18 protein-coding genes are annotated in these 20,102 nt (G+C 26.8%); 9 read left to right on the plus strand and 9 right to left on the minus strand.

Annotated elements, in window-relative coordinates:
- From B0175_RS03340 to B0175_RS03355, 4 genes are read right to left on the minus strand one after another with little or no spacing between them, the layout of a single operon-like run.
- On the minus strand, positions 1-294 hold the full coding sequence (locus tag B0175_RS03340; protein ID WP_046998365.1) for a hypothetical protein: 294 nt from the start codon (positions 292-294) through the stop codon (positions 1-3).
- Positions 291-1,667 carry an MBL fold metallo-hydrolase gene (locus tag B0175_RS03345; RefSeq protein ID WP_108527276.1) on the minus strand — a complete coding sequence of 459 codons (1,377 nt, stop codon included), beginning with the start codon at positions 1,665-1,667 and terminating at the stop codon, positions 291-293. Before B0175_RS03345 ends, B0175_RS03340 begins: the two co-directional genes overlap by 4 nt.
- Positions 1,668-1,676: 9 nt before the next feature.
- Positions 1,677-2,723: an N-acetylneuraminate synthase family protein gene (locus B0175_RS03350; RefSeq protein WP_108527277.1), complete on the minus strand. Its 1,047-nt coding sequence runs from the start codon at positions 2,721-2,723 to the stop codon at positions 1,677-1,679.
- Positions 2,724-2,728: 5 nt separating this feature from the next.
- Entirely contained in the window at positions 2,729-3,682 is a 954-nt protein-coding gene (locus tag B0175_RS03355) for a hypothetical protein (protein WP_146175177.1), read from the minus strand.
- A gap of 55 nt (positions 3,683-3,737) precedes the next feature.
- Here B0175_RS03355 and B0175_RS03360 point away from each other — a divergent pair, with 55 nt between their 5' ends.
- Positions 3,738-5,768 (plus strand): motility associated factor glycosyltransferase family protein, encoded by a 2,031-nt coding sequence (locus tag B0175_RS03360; RefSeq protein WP_108527279.1) that lies wholly within the window; start codon positions 3,738-3,740, stop codon positions 5,766-5,768.
- Between the two features lie 19 nt (positions 5,769-5,787).
- On the opposite strand, the gene B0175_RS03365 is transcribed toward B0175_RS03360, so the two are convergent.
- Entirely contained in the window at positions 5,788-6,636 is an 849-nt protein-coding gene (locus tag B0175_RS03365; protein WP_108527280.1) for a flagellin, read from the minus strand.
- 168 nt (positions 6,637-6,804) lie between these two features.
- Positions 6,805-7,656 carry a flagellin N-terminal helical domain-containing protein gene (locus B0175_RS03370; protein WP_108527281.1) on the minus strand — a complete coding sequence of 284 codons (852 nt, stop codon included), beginning with the start codon at positions 7,654-7,656 and terminating at the stop codon, positions 6,805-6,807.
- 341 nt (positions 7,657-7,997) lie between these two features.
- On the opposite strand from B0175_RS03370, the gene ccoG reads away from it, so the two are divergent.
- The 3 genes from ccoG to recJ all read left to right on the plus strand — a co-directional run bounded on the left by ccoG (position 7,998) and on the right by recJ (position 12,677).
- A complete protein-coding gene (ccoG, locus tag B0175_RS03375) occupies positions 7,998-9,380 on the plus strand; it encodes a cytochrome c oxidase accessory protein CcoG (protein WP_108527282.1) in 1,383 nt (460 codons plus the stop codon).
- Between the two features lie 112 nt (positions 9,381-9,492).
- The gene (locus tag B0175_RS03380; RefSeq protein WP_108527283.1) at positions 9,493-11,109 is read left to right on the plus strand and encodes a CTP synthase; all 1,617 of its coding nucleotides are present in this window, start codon (positions 9,493-9,495) and stop codon (positions 11,107-11,109) included.
- Positions 11,109-12,677, plus strand: coding sequence for a single-stranded-DNA-specific exonuclease RecJ (gene recJ / locus B0175_RS03385; RefSeq protein ID WP_108527284.1), 1,569 nt, complete (start codon positions 11,109-11,111; stop codon positions 12,675-12,677). The genes B0175_RS03380 and recJ overlap by 1 nt, the downstream gene beginning before the upstream one ends.
- Here the strand turns inward: recJ and B0175_RS03390 are convergent.
- Entirely contained in the window at positions 12,672-13,274 is a 603-nt protein-coding gene (locus tag B0175_RS03390) for a FlgO family outer membrane protein (RefSeq protein WP_108527285.1), read from the minus strand. The genes recJ and B0175_RS03390 overlap by 6 nt on opposite strands.
- 3 nt (positions 13,275-13,277) lie before the next feature.
- A complete protein-coding gene (locus tag B0175_RS03395) occupies positions 13,278-13,907 on the minus strand; it encodes a FlgO family outer membrane protein (protein WP_108527286.1) in 630 nt (209 codons plus the stop codon).
- 120 nt (positions 13,908-14,027) lie between these two features.
- On the opposite strand from B0175_RS03395, the gene B0175_RS03400 reads away from it, so the two are divergent.
- The 4 genes from B0175_RS03400 to B0175_RS03415 all read left to right on the plus strand — a co-directional run bounded on the left by B0175_RS03400 (position 14,028) and on the right by B0175_RS03415 (position 19,254).
- On the plus strand, positions 14,028-14,567 hold the full coding sequence (locus tag B0175_RS03400) for a DJ-1 family glyoxalase III (RefSeq protein ID WP_108527287.1): 540 nt from the start codon (positions 14,028-14,030) through the stop codon (positions 14,565-14,567).
- Between the two features lie 73 nt (positions 14,568-14,640).
- Positions 14,641-18,204: a DNA polymerase III subunit alpha gene (dnaE, locus tag B0175_RS03405; RefSeq protein WP_108527288.1), complete on the plus strand. Its 3,564-nt coding sequence runs from the start codon at positions 14,641-14,643 to the stop codon at positions 18,202-18,204.
- Positions 18,179-18,967, plus strand: a complete 789-nt coding sequence (gene surE, locus B0175_RS03410) for a 5'/3'-nucleotidase SurE (RefSeq protein WP_012148101.1) — start codon at positions 18,179-18,181, stop codon at positions 18,965-18,967. Before dnaE ends, surE begins: the two co-directional genes overlap by 26 nt.
- A 17-nt stretch (positions 18,968-18,984) precedes the next feature.
- Positions 18,985-19,254, plus strand: a complete 270-nt coding sequence (locus tag B0175_RS03415) for a hypothetical protein (RefSeq protein ID WP_004511152.1) — start codon at positions 18,985-18,987, stop codon at positions 19,252-19,254.
- A 9-nt stretch (positions 19,255-19,263) separates the two neighbouring features.
- Here B0175_RS03415 and B0175_RS03420 read toward each other — a convergent pair whose 3' ends face one another.
- Positions 19,264-19,527 (minus strand): HP0495 family protein, encoded by a 264-nt coding sequence (locus tag B0175_RS03420; RefSeq protein ID WP_108527289.1) that lies wholly within the window; start codon positions 19,525-19,527, stop codon positions 19,264-19,266.
- A 131-nt stretch (positions 19,528-19,658) separates the two neighbouring features.
- On the opposite strand from B0175_RS03420, the gene rpsU reads away from it, so the two are divergent.
- Positions 19,659-19,871 (plus strand): 30S ribosomal protein S21, encoded by a 213-nt coding sequence (gene rpsU / locus B0175_RS03425; protein ID WP_004511155.1) that lies wholly within the window; start codon positions 19,659-19,661, stop codon positions 19,869-19,871.
- Positions 19,872-20,102: the final 231 nt, after the last annotated feature.

Below are 20,102 nucleotides of genomic sequence, written 5' to 3' on the forward strand. Positions count from 1 at the left end.
TCATTCTTCTAAAAGATTTTGAATGTATTTTGCTAAAGTCTCTACATCTCTAAAAGGTGAAGTTCTTTGGCTCATCGCTTTCTCATCTGCTAATACTATATTTTTTGAAAATTTATCTGATATTTTTTCTTCAATATCTGTTATTAAATAAACCAAACCTATACTGTCTAAAACACTTTTTTCACCATAAAGTCTTGTTTGTGCTGTACAATTCTTTAATTCACTACTTCCTAACGATTGATTATATTCTTTTAAAGATTCTATTATTATATTCTCAATTTTTTCTAAACTCATATTGTTTCCTTATTTTTAATAAAAATATAGTTTTTAGTTCCATCTATTTTATAACCTAATAAAGTATTTAGCTTTATGGCTTCTAAATTTTTATCATCAACCCAAGCAGAATAGATATTTCCATCCTTTGGAGAAGTTGAAGCCAACATATAACCTATTAATCCTGGTCTATGATTAGGATGAACACAAGATAATCTAAAGTAATAATTTTTATGTCTTTTTTCATAAATTGATACTCCTGCTAACTTATTATCAACTTTTATAATAAAAACTTCTTTTTTTAAAATTAACTCAATAAGTTCATCATTACTTGGAATATAATCACCTAAAGGATCAAAAGTTTCATTAATTAATGTTGATATATCTTCCATATCTTCTATATTTGCTATTTTTACTATATCAAAATTTTTATTTTTCTTGTCTGTTCTATATCTTGAATAAATTTTATAAGGTTTAAATCCAATTTTTGTATAAATACCTTCATCTATTTCTCTACATGAAATTATTTCAATAATAACAGGTTGTTTATATAAACCAAAAAAATCATTTAAATTATTTAAATTTTTATAATCATTTACAAAGTAATAAAACTTGTAAAAACCAGAATACTTCTTCATTATAAAAATACTATCATTTCTGACAAAAAAATTAGAATTATCTAGAATGTTCAAAAAATCATTATAATTTAAAAATAAATTTGTATATTTTGGTCTACTTTTAAAAATTTGAATAGCTTTTTCTCTTGCTTTTAATTTATCTTCCAAAATAAAACTATGATAGTGTCCAGCATATACAGTTATAGTATTTTCAAGTGATTTAAAAAAAGATATAGTTATTTGTTCATATTCTTTTCTGCTAGTTCCAACTCCTTTTGTATCAGTCTCGCAACATTCAAAAAGAGAATCACCACTAAACAAACAATTATTTACTAATATACAAGAACTTCCTTTTGTATGACCTGGTGTATGGGTAAATAAAAAATCATATCCTTCCCAACTTAACTCATAAAAATCTTCATATGTAATATCTGCTTCTTTAACTACAAATTCTTTGATGGGAGAACTAATAGTCTTATTCATAAAATCCAATATGATATTAGAAAATTTTGATAAATTTTTTGATGCGAACTGTATATGTTCACTCGCAAATTTCTGTGCAATCACTTTAGCCTTATATGTATCTCTTAATTTATCAACTGCCATTATATGATCAAAATGCTCATGAGTTAAAAGAATATAATCTAAACTACACTCACCAATAGTATGAACAATTTCTTCATAGTCATTAGGATCAATAACTACTACTCTATTATCAACTTTAAGAATATAGCTATTTATACCTATTTCATTATTATTACAAACTATAAGTTCCAATTTTACCCTTTATTTGAAATGAGTCCATTCTAATACAGTCCCTTCTTGTATATCTTTTTCTAGCTTCATTCCTATAACTTTATCTTTGTCAAAAGGAGATATTCCATATCCTGGTCTTAACATATCTAAATATTCTTTTTTTATTATATCTCCAGCTTTTAAATTTCTATTTATATGGAGAGACCTAGTTGCCCAATATTTATCTAATTCTTCACATAAATTTAAAGTCTTTCTTTGTGTTCCAAATGCTATTTCTAAATCTCTAATTCCATTTACAAGATTCTTCATATCTGTTGGATCCATACTAAACCAATGATCAGGACCCTCAAGATTTTTGTCAATCGTAAAATGTTTTTCTATTATTTTGGCACCAAAACACACAGCACCTAAAGACGCTGTAATTCCTAAAGAATGGTCAGAAAACCCAATAACAGATTCTGGATACATTTGTTTTAATGTTTTTATCACATTTAAATTCATATTTTCCATTTTTGATGGATAGTTTGCTATGCAGTGAAGCAAACATAAATCCGTAGTTCCACTTTTATACAATAAATCAATGGCCATATCCATTTCTGAAAGTGTACATTTTCCAGTAGATAAAAATACTGGTTTTTTTGTAGCCCCAATGACTTCTAGCATATCTACATAATTTACATCAGAAGATGCTATTTTATATATTGGATTATCAAGTTCTTCTAAAAAAGATACAACCTCAACACTAAATGGCGTAGAAAAACAAATTAAACCTTTTGATTTTGCATAATCAAATATCTCTTTATGAAGTTCTCTCTTTAGAGTAACACTATCAAATAAATCTTTTAGTGTTTGAGTTACTTCAGATCCAGTTTTTCCAACAGTCACAATTACATCTTTATGTGATAATAACTCTTCGGTAGTATAAGTCTGAAATTTGACTGCATCAACTCCACATAAAACAGCAGCATCTATGCTTTTTTTAGCAAGTTCTAAATCACCATTATGATTTGCTCCTACCTCAGCGATTATAAAAGTTGGGCTATCATTTGATATTATTTTATTTACAATTTTTATCATATTATTTATTCCTCAAGTGAATCAATTACATTTTTGATGTTTTTTAAAGAGTTTCCATTTATTATTTGATACGCATTTTGACAAATTAAATTTACTTTATCCATATTTAAATTTAATAAATTTTCATAGGCTTCTTCAATACTTCCCAAATCAGTAATCATATTTTTTCCTCCAAAACTTTTTACATTATACTCTAAATAACTCCATCTTACAGCACTAGCAGGAATACCTAAACACATAGCTTCATAAGTAGTCATACCACCAAGAGTAACAAGAATATCACTTTTTAGTAATAATTCAATCATATTCATTGGACTATCTATATAATTTATATTATTCTTTTTTATATTCTTTATATTTTCTTTTCTACTATTTTCCATAGCTGGTCCCAGTACTATATTGTAATTATATTTAGAATCATTTATTCTTTTTGCAAAATATTCAGAAAAAAATGCAGGATCAGCCCCACCAAAACATATTAAAACATTTTTTATGGATGTCTTCGGAATTAAAATATTTTTTCTATATTTTAGAATATCACTTCCAACAATATAATATTGAAATCCTCGATAAATTCTAAATTTATTATTAGTGATTTCATAGTCAAAATTATCAGTTACAAACAAAATATCAGGTTCAAAACCAAATTCTAAACCATTAAAATGTAGAATATATTTTATCCCTATGTCTTTTAATATATTGCTCCAATCTTTATTAGGATTTACTAAATCACTTATATAAATGCTACATTGATTTTTTCGAATTATATTAATTGATTCATTTAAATTATTAGAATGAAAAATATTTTTATACTGATATCTCTTAAAAAGTTCATTATCACACTCAAAAATACCAATAACATCTTCTTTTGATTTTGATAAATACTTTACCAATTCAAATGATCGAGAAAGATTGCCTATTCCAATCTGACTATTGCCTTTTGCATGTACTACTATCATAGGTAAATTATACTATAATAATTAAAAAATTAAATAAACTAGGGGTTTAAAAAAGATGACTGAAGCCCAAATACAATTACAAACAGCATTGACAACAACTTTTATGAAAAATTTAGCCTTCTTAAGCGAGTATGATAATTACCTTTATCAAAAAGTCGATGAACTTTCTCGTATGATAGAAAATGGAACATATAAAGAAAAATATGCTTTGGATTTTATTATGGAGAATGGAGAATTTGACATATATGATATTGTAAATGATAAGTATCTATATAATAAGAATCCAAAAAAAATAAATAATGATTTAATTAGAGAAGTGGAACTTAATGAAAAAAATTCCATTTTAAATATTCCTGAATATTTTTTTTCAAATGAAAATGTGCAAATTAACATAGAAAATAGATTTAATTTTAATCACTTAACTGAATTAGCTGCTTTAACTTTAACTGATATGTCTAAATATTCAAATTTATTAAAAGATAATTTAGAAAATAAGAAAAAAAGACTAAAACATCTAAATAAATTTGTTTTCTTAGGAACTTTACTAGGAAGACACATTCCAAAAATTACAGAGAAAATAAATGCTGATTTATATTTGGTTTTAGAAAGAAATTTGGAAATCTTTAGATTATCTTTATTTACTATTGATTATACAATTCTTGCACAAAAAGGTGTAGTTTTTTCTATTATGGATGAATATCAAATAGAAAAAACTAAACTAGAATTATTCTTAGATACTGGTTTCTTATATAATTATTTAATTAAATTTTCATCAACTTCTATAAACATAGATAAATATATTGATAATTTATTATCTACAATAAATTCAAGAAAACCAACTTTTTATGACTACAATAGATTGCTTTATACACATACCAATAGAACAACTGATTATATAAAATGTGGTTATAATGTTTTACTTTTTAATAAAATAAAAGATAAATGTAAAAGTTTTGATAATATTCCTGTTTTGTATATAGCCGCAGGACCATCTTTAGATGAAAATATTGAATGGATTAAAGAAAATCAGAATAAATTTTTTATCATAGCTATAGGAGCTATTTATAAAAAATTATTAGCTAATAATATTCATATAAATATTATTACAACTTTTGATGAACAAGAATTTTTAAATGAAACACAATTTGATGATGAAAGTGTATTGAAAATAGATCAAGATACTATAATTTTAGCTTCTACAATATCTAATCAAAAAATTATCAAAAAATTATCTTCAAAAAACTTATTTCTATATGAGGTATTTTACCCTTTTCATAAAAATAATTTAGCAGTTAGTGGATTTAGTATTGGAGAATTAACTTTAGATATTTTAATAAAATTAAATGCTAAAAAAGTTTATTTGATAGGTTTAGATTTTGCATTAAATCAAAAAACAGGAGCTAGCCATTCTTTAAATTCAGAATCTGGTACTACAAAATTAGACCTTATAATTAGTCAAAACAGAGATATCTTTCATAGTAGAGAAAGTCTAATTAAAGTAAAAGGTAATTTATTAGAAGAAGTTTTTACAACACCTTTATTTTTTAATTCAATACAATCAGCGGAAATCTTTTTATCACATAAAATTGATAATATGGAATTTTTTAATCTCTCAAAAAATGGAGCATTTCTTAATGGAGCAACTCCACTTAATATAGACGATTTAAATTTAAAGGATTTTCAGAATATACCTTTTTCAGTAAATAATGATATTTTATTTTTATTAAAAGATAACTCTTTAAGTATGCTATCAGTGGAATCTAAATTATCAATAAAAAATGAAATTATATTTTTAGAAAGAGATATTTTTAATTTGCTAAATGAAATAAAGAATGTAAATTTTCTAACATTCAACGAACTATTAGAAAACATTCATCAAATCTATGAATTATCTCGTAAATATACATATAGTAATAAAATCTTCGAAAACTATTTTAAAATAATTACTCCTTATTTACTTTATCATTTTAATGATATAAAACTAAAAGATGAAACTAAAAAAGTAAATAAAATTAAAGAAATTTTTATAAATCAAGTAGAAAGAATAGTGGACGATTACAAAATGTGTTTGGAAAGAATTATTTAATGAAGGATAAAGACTACCTCTATTGAAGTAGTCTTAGAACATTTTGCTGAACTGCATTAGCTTGGCTAATTGCATAAGATCCCGCCTGAGAAATAATATTTAATTTATTAAAATTTGCAGATTCTTGTGCATAATCAACATCTCTAATAACCGATTCTGCATTTTTAATATTTGTTGCTTGAGTTGAAAGATTTCTAACTGCACTTTCAATCTGATTTTGAGTAGAACCGATGTCTCCTCTATATCCATTAAGTGTTGTGATTGCACTATCAACTGCAGTTTGTCCTGATTGTGCAACTGCTGTAGTTAAACCTGAAACCGCTAAACCTGTTAAAGAAGTTAAAGCCAAACCTGCTGTATTAGATCTAACACCTGTCATAGTAATCGTATCTGTAGTTTTTTCTCCAACTTGAAATGACAACGAAGCAGTAGAAGCAGCACCAGATGTAGCATCTAATTGTAACAAATAGCTTCCATTATAATTTGTTTGTTGTGCAATATTATCCAACTGTTCTAATAATTTTGTGATATCTTTTCTAATTGATTCTCTACCATCAGCTGAAGTTGTTGCTGTATTTGCTTGGATTAATTTAGCTTTAACTGTATCTAAAATGTTTGATTGTTCAGCCATTGATTTATCAGCAATTTGTAAAAGTGCAACTGCTGAATTTCCATTTGATATACCTTGATTTATAGAAGTTGCTTGAGTTCTTAATTTATCTGCAATTGCAAGACCTGAAGCATCATCTGCTGCTTTATTTACTTTTAAACCTGAAGAAAGTTTTTCTAACGAAGAAGTTATAGCTTTATTTGTATTTGAAGCTGACTCTTGAGCAGTAAGCGATGAAACATTTGTATTAATTTTCATAATAAATCCTTAGTTTATAACATAATCAATCATATGTTACTTATTCTTGGGATTATTATTTCATATTAATTCTGAAAGTAAGATAAAATAAGTAATAATAAATAAAATAAAAAAGTGAGAGTAATTCTCACTTTTTTTAATAAAAGAGAACTTAACCTTTTGCTAAGACTATTGAAGTAGTCTTAAAACATTTTGTTGAGTAGAATTAGCTTGGCTAATCGCATAAGACCCTGCTTGTGCAATAATATTTAATTTATTGTAATTTGCAGATTCAGCAGCATAATCAACGTCTCTAATTGTAGACTCAGCATTTTTAATATTTGTTGCTTGAGTTGTTAAGTTTCTAATAGCTGATTCAACTTGGTTTTGTGTAGAACCGATGTCTCCTCTATATCCATTAAGTGTTGTAATCGCAGTATCAACCACTGTTTGTTGTGCAGCAGCAACCGCAGTAGTTAAACCTGAAGCAGCTAAACCTGCCAAAGTAGTTAAACTTAAACCTGTAGTATTTGCTCGAACTGTATTCATTGTAATTGTATCCGAAGTTTTCTCACCAATTTGGAAAACATGTGCTGTACTTGCTGCAGATGTACCAGAAGTTGCATCAGATTGTAATAAATATGTACCATTATAATTAGTTTGTTTAGCAATATTATCTAATTGATTTAATAATTTATCAATATCTTTTCTAATTGACTCTCTACCATCAGCTGAAGTTGTTGCTGTATTTGCTTGGATTAATTTAGCTTTAACTGTATCTAAAATGTTTGATTGTTCAGCCATTGATTTATCAGCAATTTGTAAAAGTGCAACTGCTGAATTTCCATTTGATATACCTTGATTTATAGAACTTGCTTGAGTTCTTAATTTATCTGCAATTGCAAGACCTGAAGCATCATCTGCTGCTTTATTGATTCTTAAACCTGAAGAAAGTTTTTCTAACGAACTTGTTATACTCTTATTTGTTTGACTTGTTGATTCTTGTGCATTTAAAGATGAAACGTTTGTATTAATTCTCATAATATATCCTTTTTAATTTAGATTATGACACATTGTGAATACTATTCACACCCCAAAATATTTCTTGTCTTATCAAGCATAGAGCTACAAAATTTCTTCTGCTCTCTTCGGATTTCATCAAACCCTAAAATTTATAAGAGAATTATTTCATAACATTTCTTAAATTTAGTTTAAATTATTTTTGTTTATAAAATATTTTTATTTTTTAAAAAATATATTTGATAAGGCATCTCAATTATAACCACAATAAATATTTAGATATAAGTATAAATTATAATTGATTATGCAAATTATAAGGTTGTTTTATATAAAATTTCAAAAAACGTCGTAAAGGTTTAAAAATGAAAGAAAAAAATGAATTTTTAGATAAGACTCCTTATCGATATAGAAGATATCTTGGATATCTTCTAGCTACTATTGTTGCACTTAGCTTGCCATTTATAAAAATAAATGAAAATCAAATTTTCTTACTATCTTTTGACAAAAAACAATTACATTTACTTGGAATTGCTTTTGATATGCAAGAGCTATATTTGATGCCATTTTTATTGATGCTACTATTTTTAGGAATATTTGCTGTTACATCTTTGGGTGGTAGAGCTTGGTGTGGATGGGCATGTCCACAGACTATATTTAGAGTTATTTACAGAGATTTAATTGAATCAAAACTTTTAAGTTTAAGAAGGATAAAAAATAAACAAAAAAATCCTGATTTAACAAAATCTGAAAATAAAGTAAAAAAAATTTTAGGTATAATTATTTGGTCATGTTTAGCACTTCTTGCCGCTTCTAATTTTATGTGGTACTTTATTCCCCCTGATGATTTCTTTGCTTATTTACAAAATCCAAGTGAACACTTATTTTTAATTGGATTTGTTTTAGCAATAGCAGGTTTTTTAATATATGATGTTGTGATGTTAAAAGAAGATTTTTGTGTTTACATCTGTCCATATTCAAGAGTTCAATCTGTTTTATATGACAATAATACTTATCAAGCTATCTATTCTACAAACAGAGGTGGAGATATCTACAATGATAAAAAAGAAAAAGTTGTATTTAAATTAAAAGATTTAGCAAGTAGTGAAAATGAATGTACAACTTGTGAATCATGTGTAACTGTTTGTCCAACACACATTGATATTAGAAAAGGATTACAACTTGAATGTATCAACTGTTTAGAATGTGTTGATGCTTGTACACAAGTTATGGGTAAATTAGGAAAACCTTCTTTAGTTCAATGGTCAAGTACAAATGCTATAAAATATAATACTCCGACAAAATTTGTAAGAAAATCTACTATTATGTATTTTGTTGCTTTATTAATTGTAATTTCTCTACTATTTGTTATGGGTGGAGAAAAAGAGCATATGCTTTTAAATGTAAACAAAACAACAGAATTATATAAAGTTAAAGAGGATAATGTTGTAACAAATAACTTCTTATTACTTTTCCAAAATACAGAGTCTCAAACATTGACTTATGATTTAGAAATAGTTGATAATCCTGATATTAAAATCACTAGATTTGAACCATTTACTCTAAGTCCTGGAAAATTAGCTAAAAAAGTTGTTATTCTTGAAACAAATAAAGTTTTAGTTAGTGATAATACTAAAGACACACCAATAACTATCACTTTAAAAGCTTATGCAAAAGAAAATCCAGAAAAAGTTGTAGTTTATAGAAAAGCAACATTTATCTATCCAAGACTGGATAAACTTCAATAAATTTATATAAGATAAGTTAATTCTTATCTTGTATAACTTACTTATTATCATATCTTAGATACAATCGCTTTTTAATTTATATTTGAATGATTTTTATTGGAGAATTTTTAAAATGACAAAATACATTTTTGTAACGGGTGGAGTTTTAAGCTCACTTGGAAAAGGTATCACTTCTGCATCTATTGCAACAATACTAAAACAATCAGGCTTCAAAGTAAGCATGTTAAAAATTGACCCATACTTAAATGTAGACCCAGGAACAATGAGTCCTTTAGAGCATGGTGAAGTATTTGTAACTGCTGATGGAGCTGAAACGGACCTTGATTTAGGAAATTATGAAAGATTTATTGATAAATCTTTAACTAAAAAAAATAGTTTCACAACAGGGCAAGTTTATTTAAGTGTTATAAAAAGAGAAAGAGAAGGTGGTTATTTAGGAAAAACTATCCAAGTAATCCCTCACGTAGTTGATGAAATAAAAACTAGAATTTTTGATGCTGCTGAAGATAATGAATTTTTAATTATTGAAATTGGTGGAACAGTTGGAGATATAGAAAGTCTTCCATTTTTAGAGGCTATTCGTTCTATTCGTCATGAACTTCCAAAATCAAATACTATGAATTTACATGTAAGTTTAGTTCCATTTATAAAAGCAGCAGGAGAACTTAAAACAAAACCAACTCAACACTCTGTTCAAGAGTTAAGAAGAATTGGAATAACTCCTCATATGCTAGTTTGTAGAACTGAAAAAGAGTTACCAAAAGCATTAAAAGATAAATTAGCATTATCTTGCGACATAGATAGAAATGCTGTTATTGAAGCTGGTGATGCACAATCAATATATCAAGTGCCTCTTCAATTTATAAAAGAAGGTATTTTAACTCCATTATCTGAACACTTTAATATAAAAATTAAACCAAATATGGAAAAATGGGATACTTTAGTAAAAAATATTTTAGTTCCACAAGACGAAGTTACAATTGCTTTTGTTGGTAAATATTTAGGATTAAAAGAATCATATAAATCTCTTATTGAAGCTTTAATTCATGCCGGAGCGCATCTAAATACAAAAATAAATATTCACTGGTGTGATAGTGAAAGAATAGAAGATATCGGTGTTTATGATGTTATTGGAAATGCAGATGGAATTTTAGTTGCTGGTGGATTTGGACATAGAGGTGTTGAAGGTAAAATTGCAGCAATTAAATATGCAAGAGAAAATAAAATCCCTTATCTTGGTATTTGTCTTGGTATGCAACTATCTATTATAGAATTTGCAAGAAATGTTTTAGGAATTGAAGATGCAAATTCTATTGAATTTGATGCGCAAACAAAAAATCCTTTAATATATTTAATTGATGAATTTATTGATCAAAGTGGAAATAAACAATTAAGAACTCATGAATCACCAATGGGTGGTACAATGAGACTTGGAGAATATCCATTCGAACCATTAAAAGGTACGAAATTACAAAAAGCTTATGGAAATGATGAAGTATATTATGAAAGACATAGACATAGATATGAAGCAAATCCAAAATATAAAGAAGCTTTAGAAAATGCAGGAATGATAATCTCTGGACAATCAAATGGTTTAATTGAAGCTGTTGAATTAAAAGAACATCCTTGGTTTGTTGGAGTTCAATTCCATCCTGAATTTACTTCTCATTTGGAAACTCCAAACCCAATTATTTTAGAATTTGTAAGACAAGCAAATTCACCTAAATAATGTCTAAAATAACTAAAGATAGACTTTTTGAACTATTATCTGCAAGGCATGTAAATAATCCTTATTCAAAACTTGCAGATATTCCTCCTCCAACTTCATTTAAAGATATAGATATTGCTACAAAAAGAATTAAAAAAGCAATTTTAGAAAATGAAACTATCACTATAGTTGGTGACTATGATGTAGATGGCATTGTTTCTACAACTATTATGCTTGATTTTTTTAAACAAATAAACATAAAAGTAAATCACATAATCCCAAATAGATTTGAACATGGTTATGGATTATCTACTAAAATTATTGATTTAATAGAAAAAGGCTTGGTAATTACTGTAGATAATGGAATATCAGCTTATGAAGCAAGTTTAAAATTAAAAGAAAAAAATATTGATTTAATAATAACAGATCATCACACAGTTGGTGAAAAAATACCAGAAGCTCTTGCAATAATAAACCCAAAACAAAAAGATTGTACTTTTCCATTTAAAGATATTTGTGGAGCTCAAGTTGCTTGGTATTTATGTGCAGCAATAAAAAAAGAGATGAATTTAAATGTAAATATGTCAGACTATCTTGACTTATTATGTATTGCGATAATTGCAGATATTATGCCTATGACTGCACTAAACTATACCATTACAAAACAAGGATTAAAAAAATTAAAATCATCTTCAAGAGAAGCTTTTAAACTTTTAAATACTATTTTGTCAAAAGAATCTTTGATAAGTGATGATATTGGTTTTTTTATTGCTCCAAAACTAAATAGTGCTGGAAGAATGGATGATGCAACTATTGCTTTAGATTTTTTATTATCTGAAGACTCTTTTAGTGCAAATGAATCTTTAAGTTTATTAGATGAACTAAACAATTATAGAAAAACTTTGCAAGAAGATATTTCAAATAAAGCAAATTTAAAAATCGATAAAAATAAAAATGCCATTATTGTTTGGGATGAAAACTGGCATGAAGGAGTTATTGGAATAGTTGCTTCAAAATTATCTAATTTATATAAAAAACCTGCTTTTATTTTTACAGTTCAAGAAAATGATATTGCAAAAGGAAGCGTAAGAGCAAATTCAAATATAAATTTATATGAACTTATCTCAAAAACTTCTCATTTACTTTTAGGTTTTGGTGGGCATAAAAATGCTGCAGGATTATCTCTAAAATTAGAAAACATAGAGGAATTTGAAAAAATAATAAATGAAGAATTAGAAAATTTTAAAGATGATTTACATATTGAAATTGATACACTTGGAGAATTAGATGTTTCTAGTGTTGATTTAGAATTTTTATCTATTATTGAAGGGTTTGAACCTTATGGATTGGAAAATCATCGTCCAATTTTCAAAATCTCAAATGTAAATTTAGTAAAATATGATTTAATTGGTCGTGATAAAAATCATTTAAAACTTACTTTAAATAGTAATGGTGTAATCTTTGAAGCTATAAAATTTAATGATTCAAATAAAAATATTTCAAATAACCTTAACCTAATTGTATCTATTGCAAAAAATGAATTTAAAGGAGTTATAACTCCTCAATTCTTAATTCAAGAGATTTTATAAAACCAAAGGTTGTCTTATAAGTGGATCTTTTGGTTTGTCTTTTTTATCAATAGAATAATTTCCCTCAAGATTTATAATTTCATCATCAATATCAGTTCTAGAGAAAGATGAAGTTAAAATATTTCCACTATTTATATCTATTAATTTTATAAAAAGATTTAAACTTTTATTTGAAATAGAATAAGTTCCAACTAAAGCATATCTAGACTTTACTTGATTTGATAAAATTTTTCCATATTCTCTTGTAAGAAGATTAAAACCTGATGGGCCAAATTCAAACTCTTTTCCAAGTTCTATTTCTCTTATGATAATATTTAAAGATGATATTTTATCTTTTAAGATGTTTGATAATAAAAAGCCAAGTTGAGATCTATTTTGCAGATTATCCAAATTTACAAAATCTGATACTAATACAACTTCTCCTAACCTAACATTTCCTTTTATTTTTGATGCAGATTTATCAACCATATCAGAAATCATTGAATGAAAATCTGTGACATTAGTGACTGGATTTTTATATGAGCAAGAAGTAAAAAAAGTAGTTAAGAAAATTGAAACTACTAAAAATTTCAAAATTCCTAATTTTTTAAATGTCATAAATTATTTCTCTTTTACTATTTTTACAGTTCTCATTGGAGGACAATCTCCAAATAAAACACAATCATGAGCTAAATTGTGTACATAAGTTGATCTTGCACTTGAAATTACTTTTCCCGTAATATTATCAATAACTCTTGCATTTAAGATAACTTTTCCATTTTGTCTTGAATAAGTTCCAACAACTATATATGTACTAGGAACTTCATTTTTAATTTCATGAGGTTTTCTTGATAAAAAATATTCTCCTTTATCATTTATAGAAACTGCCATTTGCCCTCTAAACTCAATTATATTAAATCCTCTATTTGAAAGTTCATCAATTAAACTTTCTCCTACAACTCTTCCAAATTCTGAAGTTGTTTTAAATTGATCTAATCTAACAAAAGATGTAATAAGCACAGGTTTAGCTGTATCAAGTTTTTTATTTGTCATTATTTGAGTTGCAAGTGAAGATATTGTAGCTTCTAAGCTATTTTGAACCGTAATATTTTCTTGTTTGTAATTTGCAACAGACATTCCATCTTTCATAGTTTCTACTTTTTCATGTTCAGTTTGAACATCTTTATCTTTGTATGAACATCCTGTCACAAAAAATAAAAGTGCAGCAGCTAAAAAAATATTTTTAAACATAAAAACCCCTTTCTATAATTCTTAAGATTTTATTTAAAAATTACTTATATCTACTTTATATAAGAGAAGTTAAAACTAACTTATATATAATATTTTAAGAAAAATTTTAAAGGAGTGTAAATGCCAAAAATTATTATTCCGATTTCAAATGGTTTTGAAGAAATTGAAGCTATTTCAATAATTGATATTTGTCGACGAGCAAATATTGAAGTTGTAGTAGCTGGTATAGAAAATTTAAAAACAATTGGTGCTCATAATATAAAAATTGAAGCTGATTGTAAAATTGAAAATATAAAAGTAGATGATTTTGATATGATTGTTTTACCTGGAGGTCTTCCAAATGCTTTTACTTTAGCTGAAGATATTAATGTACAAAATTTATTAAAAGAGTTTAAAGGAAAAAGAAAAAAAATTGCAGCCATATGTGCTGCACCTTATGCTTTACATAAAGCTGATGTTTTAAATAAAAATTTCACTTGTTATCCTAGTTTTGAAGAAAAAATTAGACTTGATGGTTACTCAAAAGAAGATATTGTAATAGATGAAAATGTAATAACTTCAAGAGGTCCTGCAACTGCTATGAGATTTGCACTTGAAATAGTAAAAACTCTCACATCAAAAGAAACTTATGAAAATGTAAAAAATGGATTATTAGCATAAGAAGTTAATCTCTTCTTATGTTAAAGTAGCCAAAATCATTTTTTGGATATACTAAAAATAAAAAGATTATAAAATGTCACAAATTCCACAATTTACCCATCTACATTTACATACTGAATACTCATTACTTGATGGTGCAAATAAAATAAAACCTCTAGCAAAAAAATTAAAAAAACTTGGAATGACAAGTGTAGCTATGACAGACCATGGAAATATGTTTGGAGCGATTGCTTTTTATAATGCCATGAGAGATGAAGGAATAAAACCAATCATTGGAATGGAAGCATATATTCATAATAGTGAAGATATAAGTGATAAAACAAATAGACAAAGATATCACTTATGTTTGTATGCAAAAAATGAAATTGGCTATAAAAACCTTATGTATCTAAGTTCTCAAGCGTATATAAATGGTTTTTACTATTATCCTCGAATTAATAAAAAAATTTTAAAAGAAAATTCTGAAGGTTTAGTTTGTAGTGCAGCTTGTTTACAAGGTGAAATAAATTGGCATCTAAATACACAAAGTGAAAGAAATGTAAAATTTGGTGCAAAAGGTTATGAAGAGGCAAAAAAAATTGCACTTGAATATAAAGAGATTTTTGGTGACGATTTTTACTTAGAAATTATGCGTCATGGAATATCTGACCAACTTTTTGTTGATGATCAAATTTTGAAACTTTCAAAAGAGACAGGAATAAAAGTAGTTGCCACAAATGATACTCACTATTTAGAACAAAAAGATGCCGATGCTCATGAAGCATTTATGTGTATTGCCATGAATAAACTTTATGATGACCCAAATAGATTAAGACATAGTGTGCATGAGTTTTATCTGAAATCACCAGAACAAATAGCAAAATTATATTCAGATATTCCAGAAGCCATAGAAGCAACACAAGAAATAGCTGATAAATGTAATCTAACTATAAAACTAGGAAATCCAACTCCTCCAAATTTTAAATTTACAAGACAAAAATCACAAGAAGCTGGTTTGACTTTACCTGAACCAGACAATGAATATTCACTTGAAAATGACAAAATTTTATTCATTCATGAATGTCGAATAGGATTAGAAGATAGGTTAAAAATTGTTCCAGCTGAACATCATCAAGAATATAGAGATAGACTTGAAGTTGAAATTGAAATTATAAATAATATGAAATTTCCTGGCTATATGCTTATCGTTTGGGATTTCGTAATTGTTGCAAAAAGAATGGGAATTCCAGTTGGTCCAGGACGGGGTTCGGCTGCTGGAAGTTTAGTTGCATTTTCTTTAAAAATTACAGATATTGACCCTATTCCTTATGGTTTACTTTTTGAGAGGTTTCTAAATCCAGAAAGGGTTTCAATGCCCGATATTGATATGGACTTTTGTCAAAGTAGAAGAGGAGAAATTATTGATTATGTTGTTCAACAGTATGGTCGTGCTAACGTTGCTCAAATTATCACTTTTGGTAAACTTTTAGCAAAAGGAGTTATTAGAGACGTTGCAAGAGTTCTTGATATGCCATATTCAAAAGCAGATGCAATGGCAAAATTAATTCCTGACGAATTAGGAATAGATTTAAAAAATTCTTGGGAAAAAGAACCAAAAATAAAAGAACTTTGTGAAGTAGATCCACAAGCTGCAAGAGTTTGGGAATATGCTTTAGCATTAGAAGGATTAAATAGAAATGCGGGAACTCATGCAGCTGGAGTTGTAATTTCAAATGAACCTTTATGGAAAAAAACACCACTTTTTAAACCAAGTGGTCTTGATACTTTAGCCACTCAATACAATGGAAAATATATTGAAGATGTTGACTTAATCAAATTTGACTTTCTTGGACTTAAAACTTTAACTGTTATTGAAGAAGCAAATAAACTAATCGAACAACGCCATGGAAAACGAGTAAATTTCATTACAACAGACGTAAATGACAAAGGTGTTTATGACCTAATTCAAACAGGAAATACAATTGGATTATTTCAAATAGAGTCTGATGGTATGCAAGATTTATGTAAAAGATTAAAACCATCAAATTTTGAGGATATCATCGCCGTGCTTGCACTTTATAGACCAGGACCTATGGAATCAGGAATGCTTGATGATTTTATTGAAAGAAAGCACGGTCGTGCAAAAATTGACTATTTCCATGATGAGCTTGAATCTGCATTAAAACCAATTCTTGAAAATACTTATGGAGTTATCGTTTATCAAGAGCAAGTTATGCAAATTGTTCAAAGCGTAGGAGGTTTCTCACTTGGAGGAGCCGATCTTGTTAGACGGGCAATGGGTAAAAAAATCAAAGAAGAGATGGATAGATTAAAAGGTGAATTTGCAGATGGTGCACAAAATAAAGGTTATACAAGAGCTTATGCAGAAGAACTTTTTGATTTAATTGTAAAATTTGCTGGATATGGATTTAATAAATCTCACTCTGCTGCTTATGCACTTGTAACATTTTATACTTCTTATTTAAAATGCTATTATCCAGCAGAATTTATGGCCGCACTATTAACACTTGAAAAAGATAATACTGATAAAGTTGTAAAATATGTTGATGAAACAAAAAGATTAGGATTAGAACTTTTTCCACCAGATATAAATAAATCAGATTTAGTATTTTCTGCAAAAAAAATAGATGGTAAAGAAGTTGTTATGTTTGGAATGGGTGCAATTAAAGGCGCTGGTGATGTTGCAATAAATGCTATTTTGAATGCAAGAGGAAATGCCTCTTTTAAAGACTTACCTGATTTTATATCAAGAATTGATGGAAGTAAGGTAAATAAAAGAGTTATAGAATCTTTAACAAAAGCTGGTGCATTTGATAATTTTGGTTATACAAGAAAATCTTTATTAAGCCAAATAGAAAAGATAGTTGATACAGTTGGAAAAGCAGCAACAGCTAAAAAAATGATGACGGGTTCACTTTTTGGAGATAGTGAAGAACTAACAAAAATAGATATTGAATTAGAACATCTAAATGAATTTGATCCTAAAGAACTTTTAGAATTTGAAAAAGCTACTTTAGGTTTTTATGTTTCAGGACACCCACTTGATGAGTATAAAAAAGATTTAGAAAAAATAAACTTTACTTTATCTTCTCAAATTGATGAACTTGAAGATGGAAGCCAAGCACTTTTTGTAGGAAAAATTGAATCAATTACAGAAAAAACTTCAAAAAAAGGAAATAAATTTGGAATTGTTTCAATCTTAGATTTTCATGGAACAATCGAATTTATGCTTTTTGAAGATAAATTAAAAGAGCTTCAAGATGAATACAATCATGAAGAACCAATTGCATTTAAAGTAAGAATTTCTAAAAATGAAAGTTTTACAAGAATCAGTGTTTTAAAAATAGAAACTATATTTGATGCACAAAAAGAAAAATTAAAAATAAAACAAAAAGAAGTTCAAGAGCCACCTTTAAATATTGCTATTGCATTTAGTGAAGATGAAAATATTATGTATAAACTATTTGATATTATTGCCAATAATCAAGGTAAAAGAGAACTAAAACTTATAATTAAATCAAAATTAGCAGATTTAGAACTTGAAACAGGTTTTAAAGTAACTTCAAATGTAGAAAATTTAATAAAACAATTAGAAGGAGTTTATTTAGTAGATGAAACATATACTACTGACAAATGATGATGGATATGATAGCGTTGGATTAAAGGCTTTAATAGATGCTTTAAGTCCAATTGCTAAAATAACAGTTGTTGCCCCTGCTAATAATAAATCAGCATGTGGGCACTCTTTAACTTTAGATAAACCATTAAGACTTATTAGCATAAAAGATGATTTTTATAAAATTGATGATGGTAGCCCAACAGATTGTATTTTTTTATCTTTAGGAAATTTATTTAAAGAAGGGTTTAAACCTGATTTAGTAATAAGTGGAATAAATATTGGTGCAAATATGGGTGAAGATATAACTTATAGTGGAACAGCAAGTGCAGCAATGGAAGCAGTGATTCATAAAATACCAGCTATTGCAATTTCACAAGTTTGTCAAAATAGATGTCAAGATATACAAAATGGATGGGAATTTGAATTAGCAAAAGATACTATTGTAAAACTTGCAACTAGAATTTTAAATAACTCTTTTCCATTAGATGAAAGAAAGTTTTTAAATGTTAATATTCCCCCAATAAAACCAAATGAATGCAAAGGTATGAAAATTACTAAAGCAGGGTTTAGAGAGTATGGAACAGATTCTGATAGACATATAAATCCAAGAGGTGAGGAATACTACTGGATTGGTCTTCATCCACTTATTTGGAAAGCTTCAGAAGATCAAAGTTGTGATTTTGAAGCAATAAAAGAAAATTATGTATCAATATCTCCAATTAAATTGGATATGACATCTTATGATGATCTAAAAAACTTAGAAAATTGGTTAAATAACTAAAAAGGAAAATACTTATTATGAATTTCACAAATTCAATTCAAAAACATATTACAAAACTTGTTGGAACACTAAAAAGTGAAGAAGAATTACAAGAAGTACTAAAAAGAAAATTTACAAGAAAAGAGTACAAAACTTTTATCGCTTTTGAAGAAGGAAAATCTATAGATGAAATTAAAAGTATTGTAAGAGATGATGAAGAGACTATTCAAAAACACTATCAAACTGCAATAAAAAAATTAAATCAAGAATTATTCAAAAGAGAACTTATAGCTTTATCTTTTGAATAAAGCTATAAATCAGATAATCATTTTTATATCACCATGTTCACCTAAGAGTTTAAAAATCTCTTTTCTATCATCTTCATTATGAACAAGCATCTCTAAAGTATAACTTTTAAATTTTCCTTTGCTACTTACTTTTGATTCTTTTACTTTATGTTCTCTTTCAAATATAACTTCTTTTACCGTTTGTTTTATATTCGTAGTTTCTAAAACAACAAGTTTATATTCCCAACTACAAGGATAATCTAATTCTAATTTTTTATCATTTAAATCTATCATTTTTACCTCTTAAAAATATTATACTTATTTATTATTCAAATTTTATTCTATTAAAATATTAGTTAAATAGGAATTAAGTATTATTTAAATATAATGAAACCCTAAATTTTAAAAGAAAGAGGGTGATTTTAGTGCCAGGCATTAAAGTTAAAGATAATGAATCTTTTGACGAAGCATATAGAAGATTTAAAAAACAATGTGACAGAAACCTAATCGTTACTGAAACTAGAGCTAGAAGATATTTTGAACCAATGACTGAAATCAGAAAAAAGCAAAAAATTTCTGCTAGAAAGAAAATGTTAAAAAAACTGTATATGTTAAGAAGATACGAGTCAAGATTATAAGATTTGTTGTTTCCAAAAGAAAAAAGCCAAGTTTTTTAGCTTGGCTTTTTTTATGCCTAAGAAAATAATAGAATTGTATTTTTTCTTTTAAATCAGTGTTATATTAGAGAATTAGAGATAGTAAAGATTTAATGTAAGAAGAATATATGAATAAAATAATCAATAATAATAAATTAGAATAATGTATTAAAAATAATTTTGTATAGAATAATAATGGTTAAAAAATTAAAT

The organism is Arcobacter lacus (assembly GCF_003063295.1).
Taxonomy (GTDB): domain Bacteria; phylum Campylobacterota; class Campylobacteria; order Campylobacterales; family Arcobacteraceae; genus Aliarcobacter; species Aliarcobacter lacus.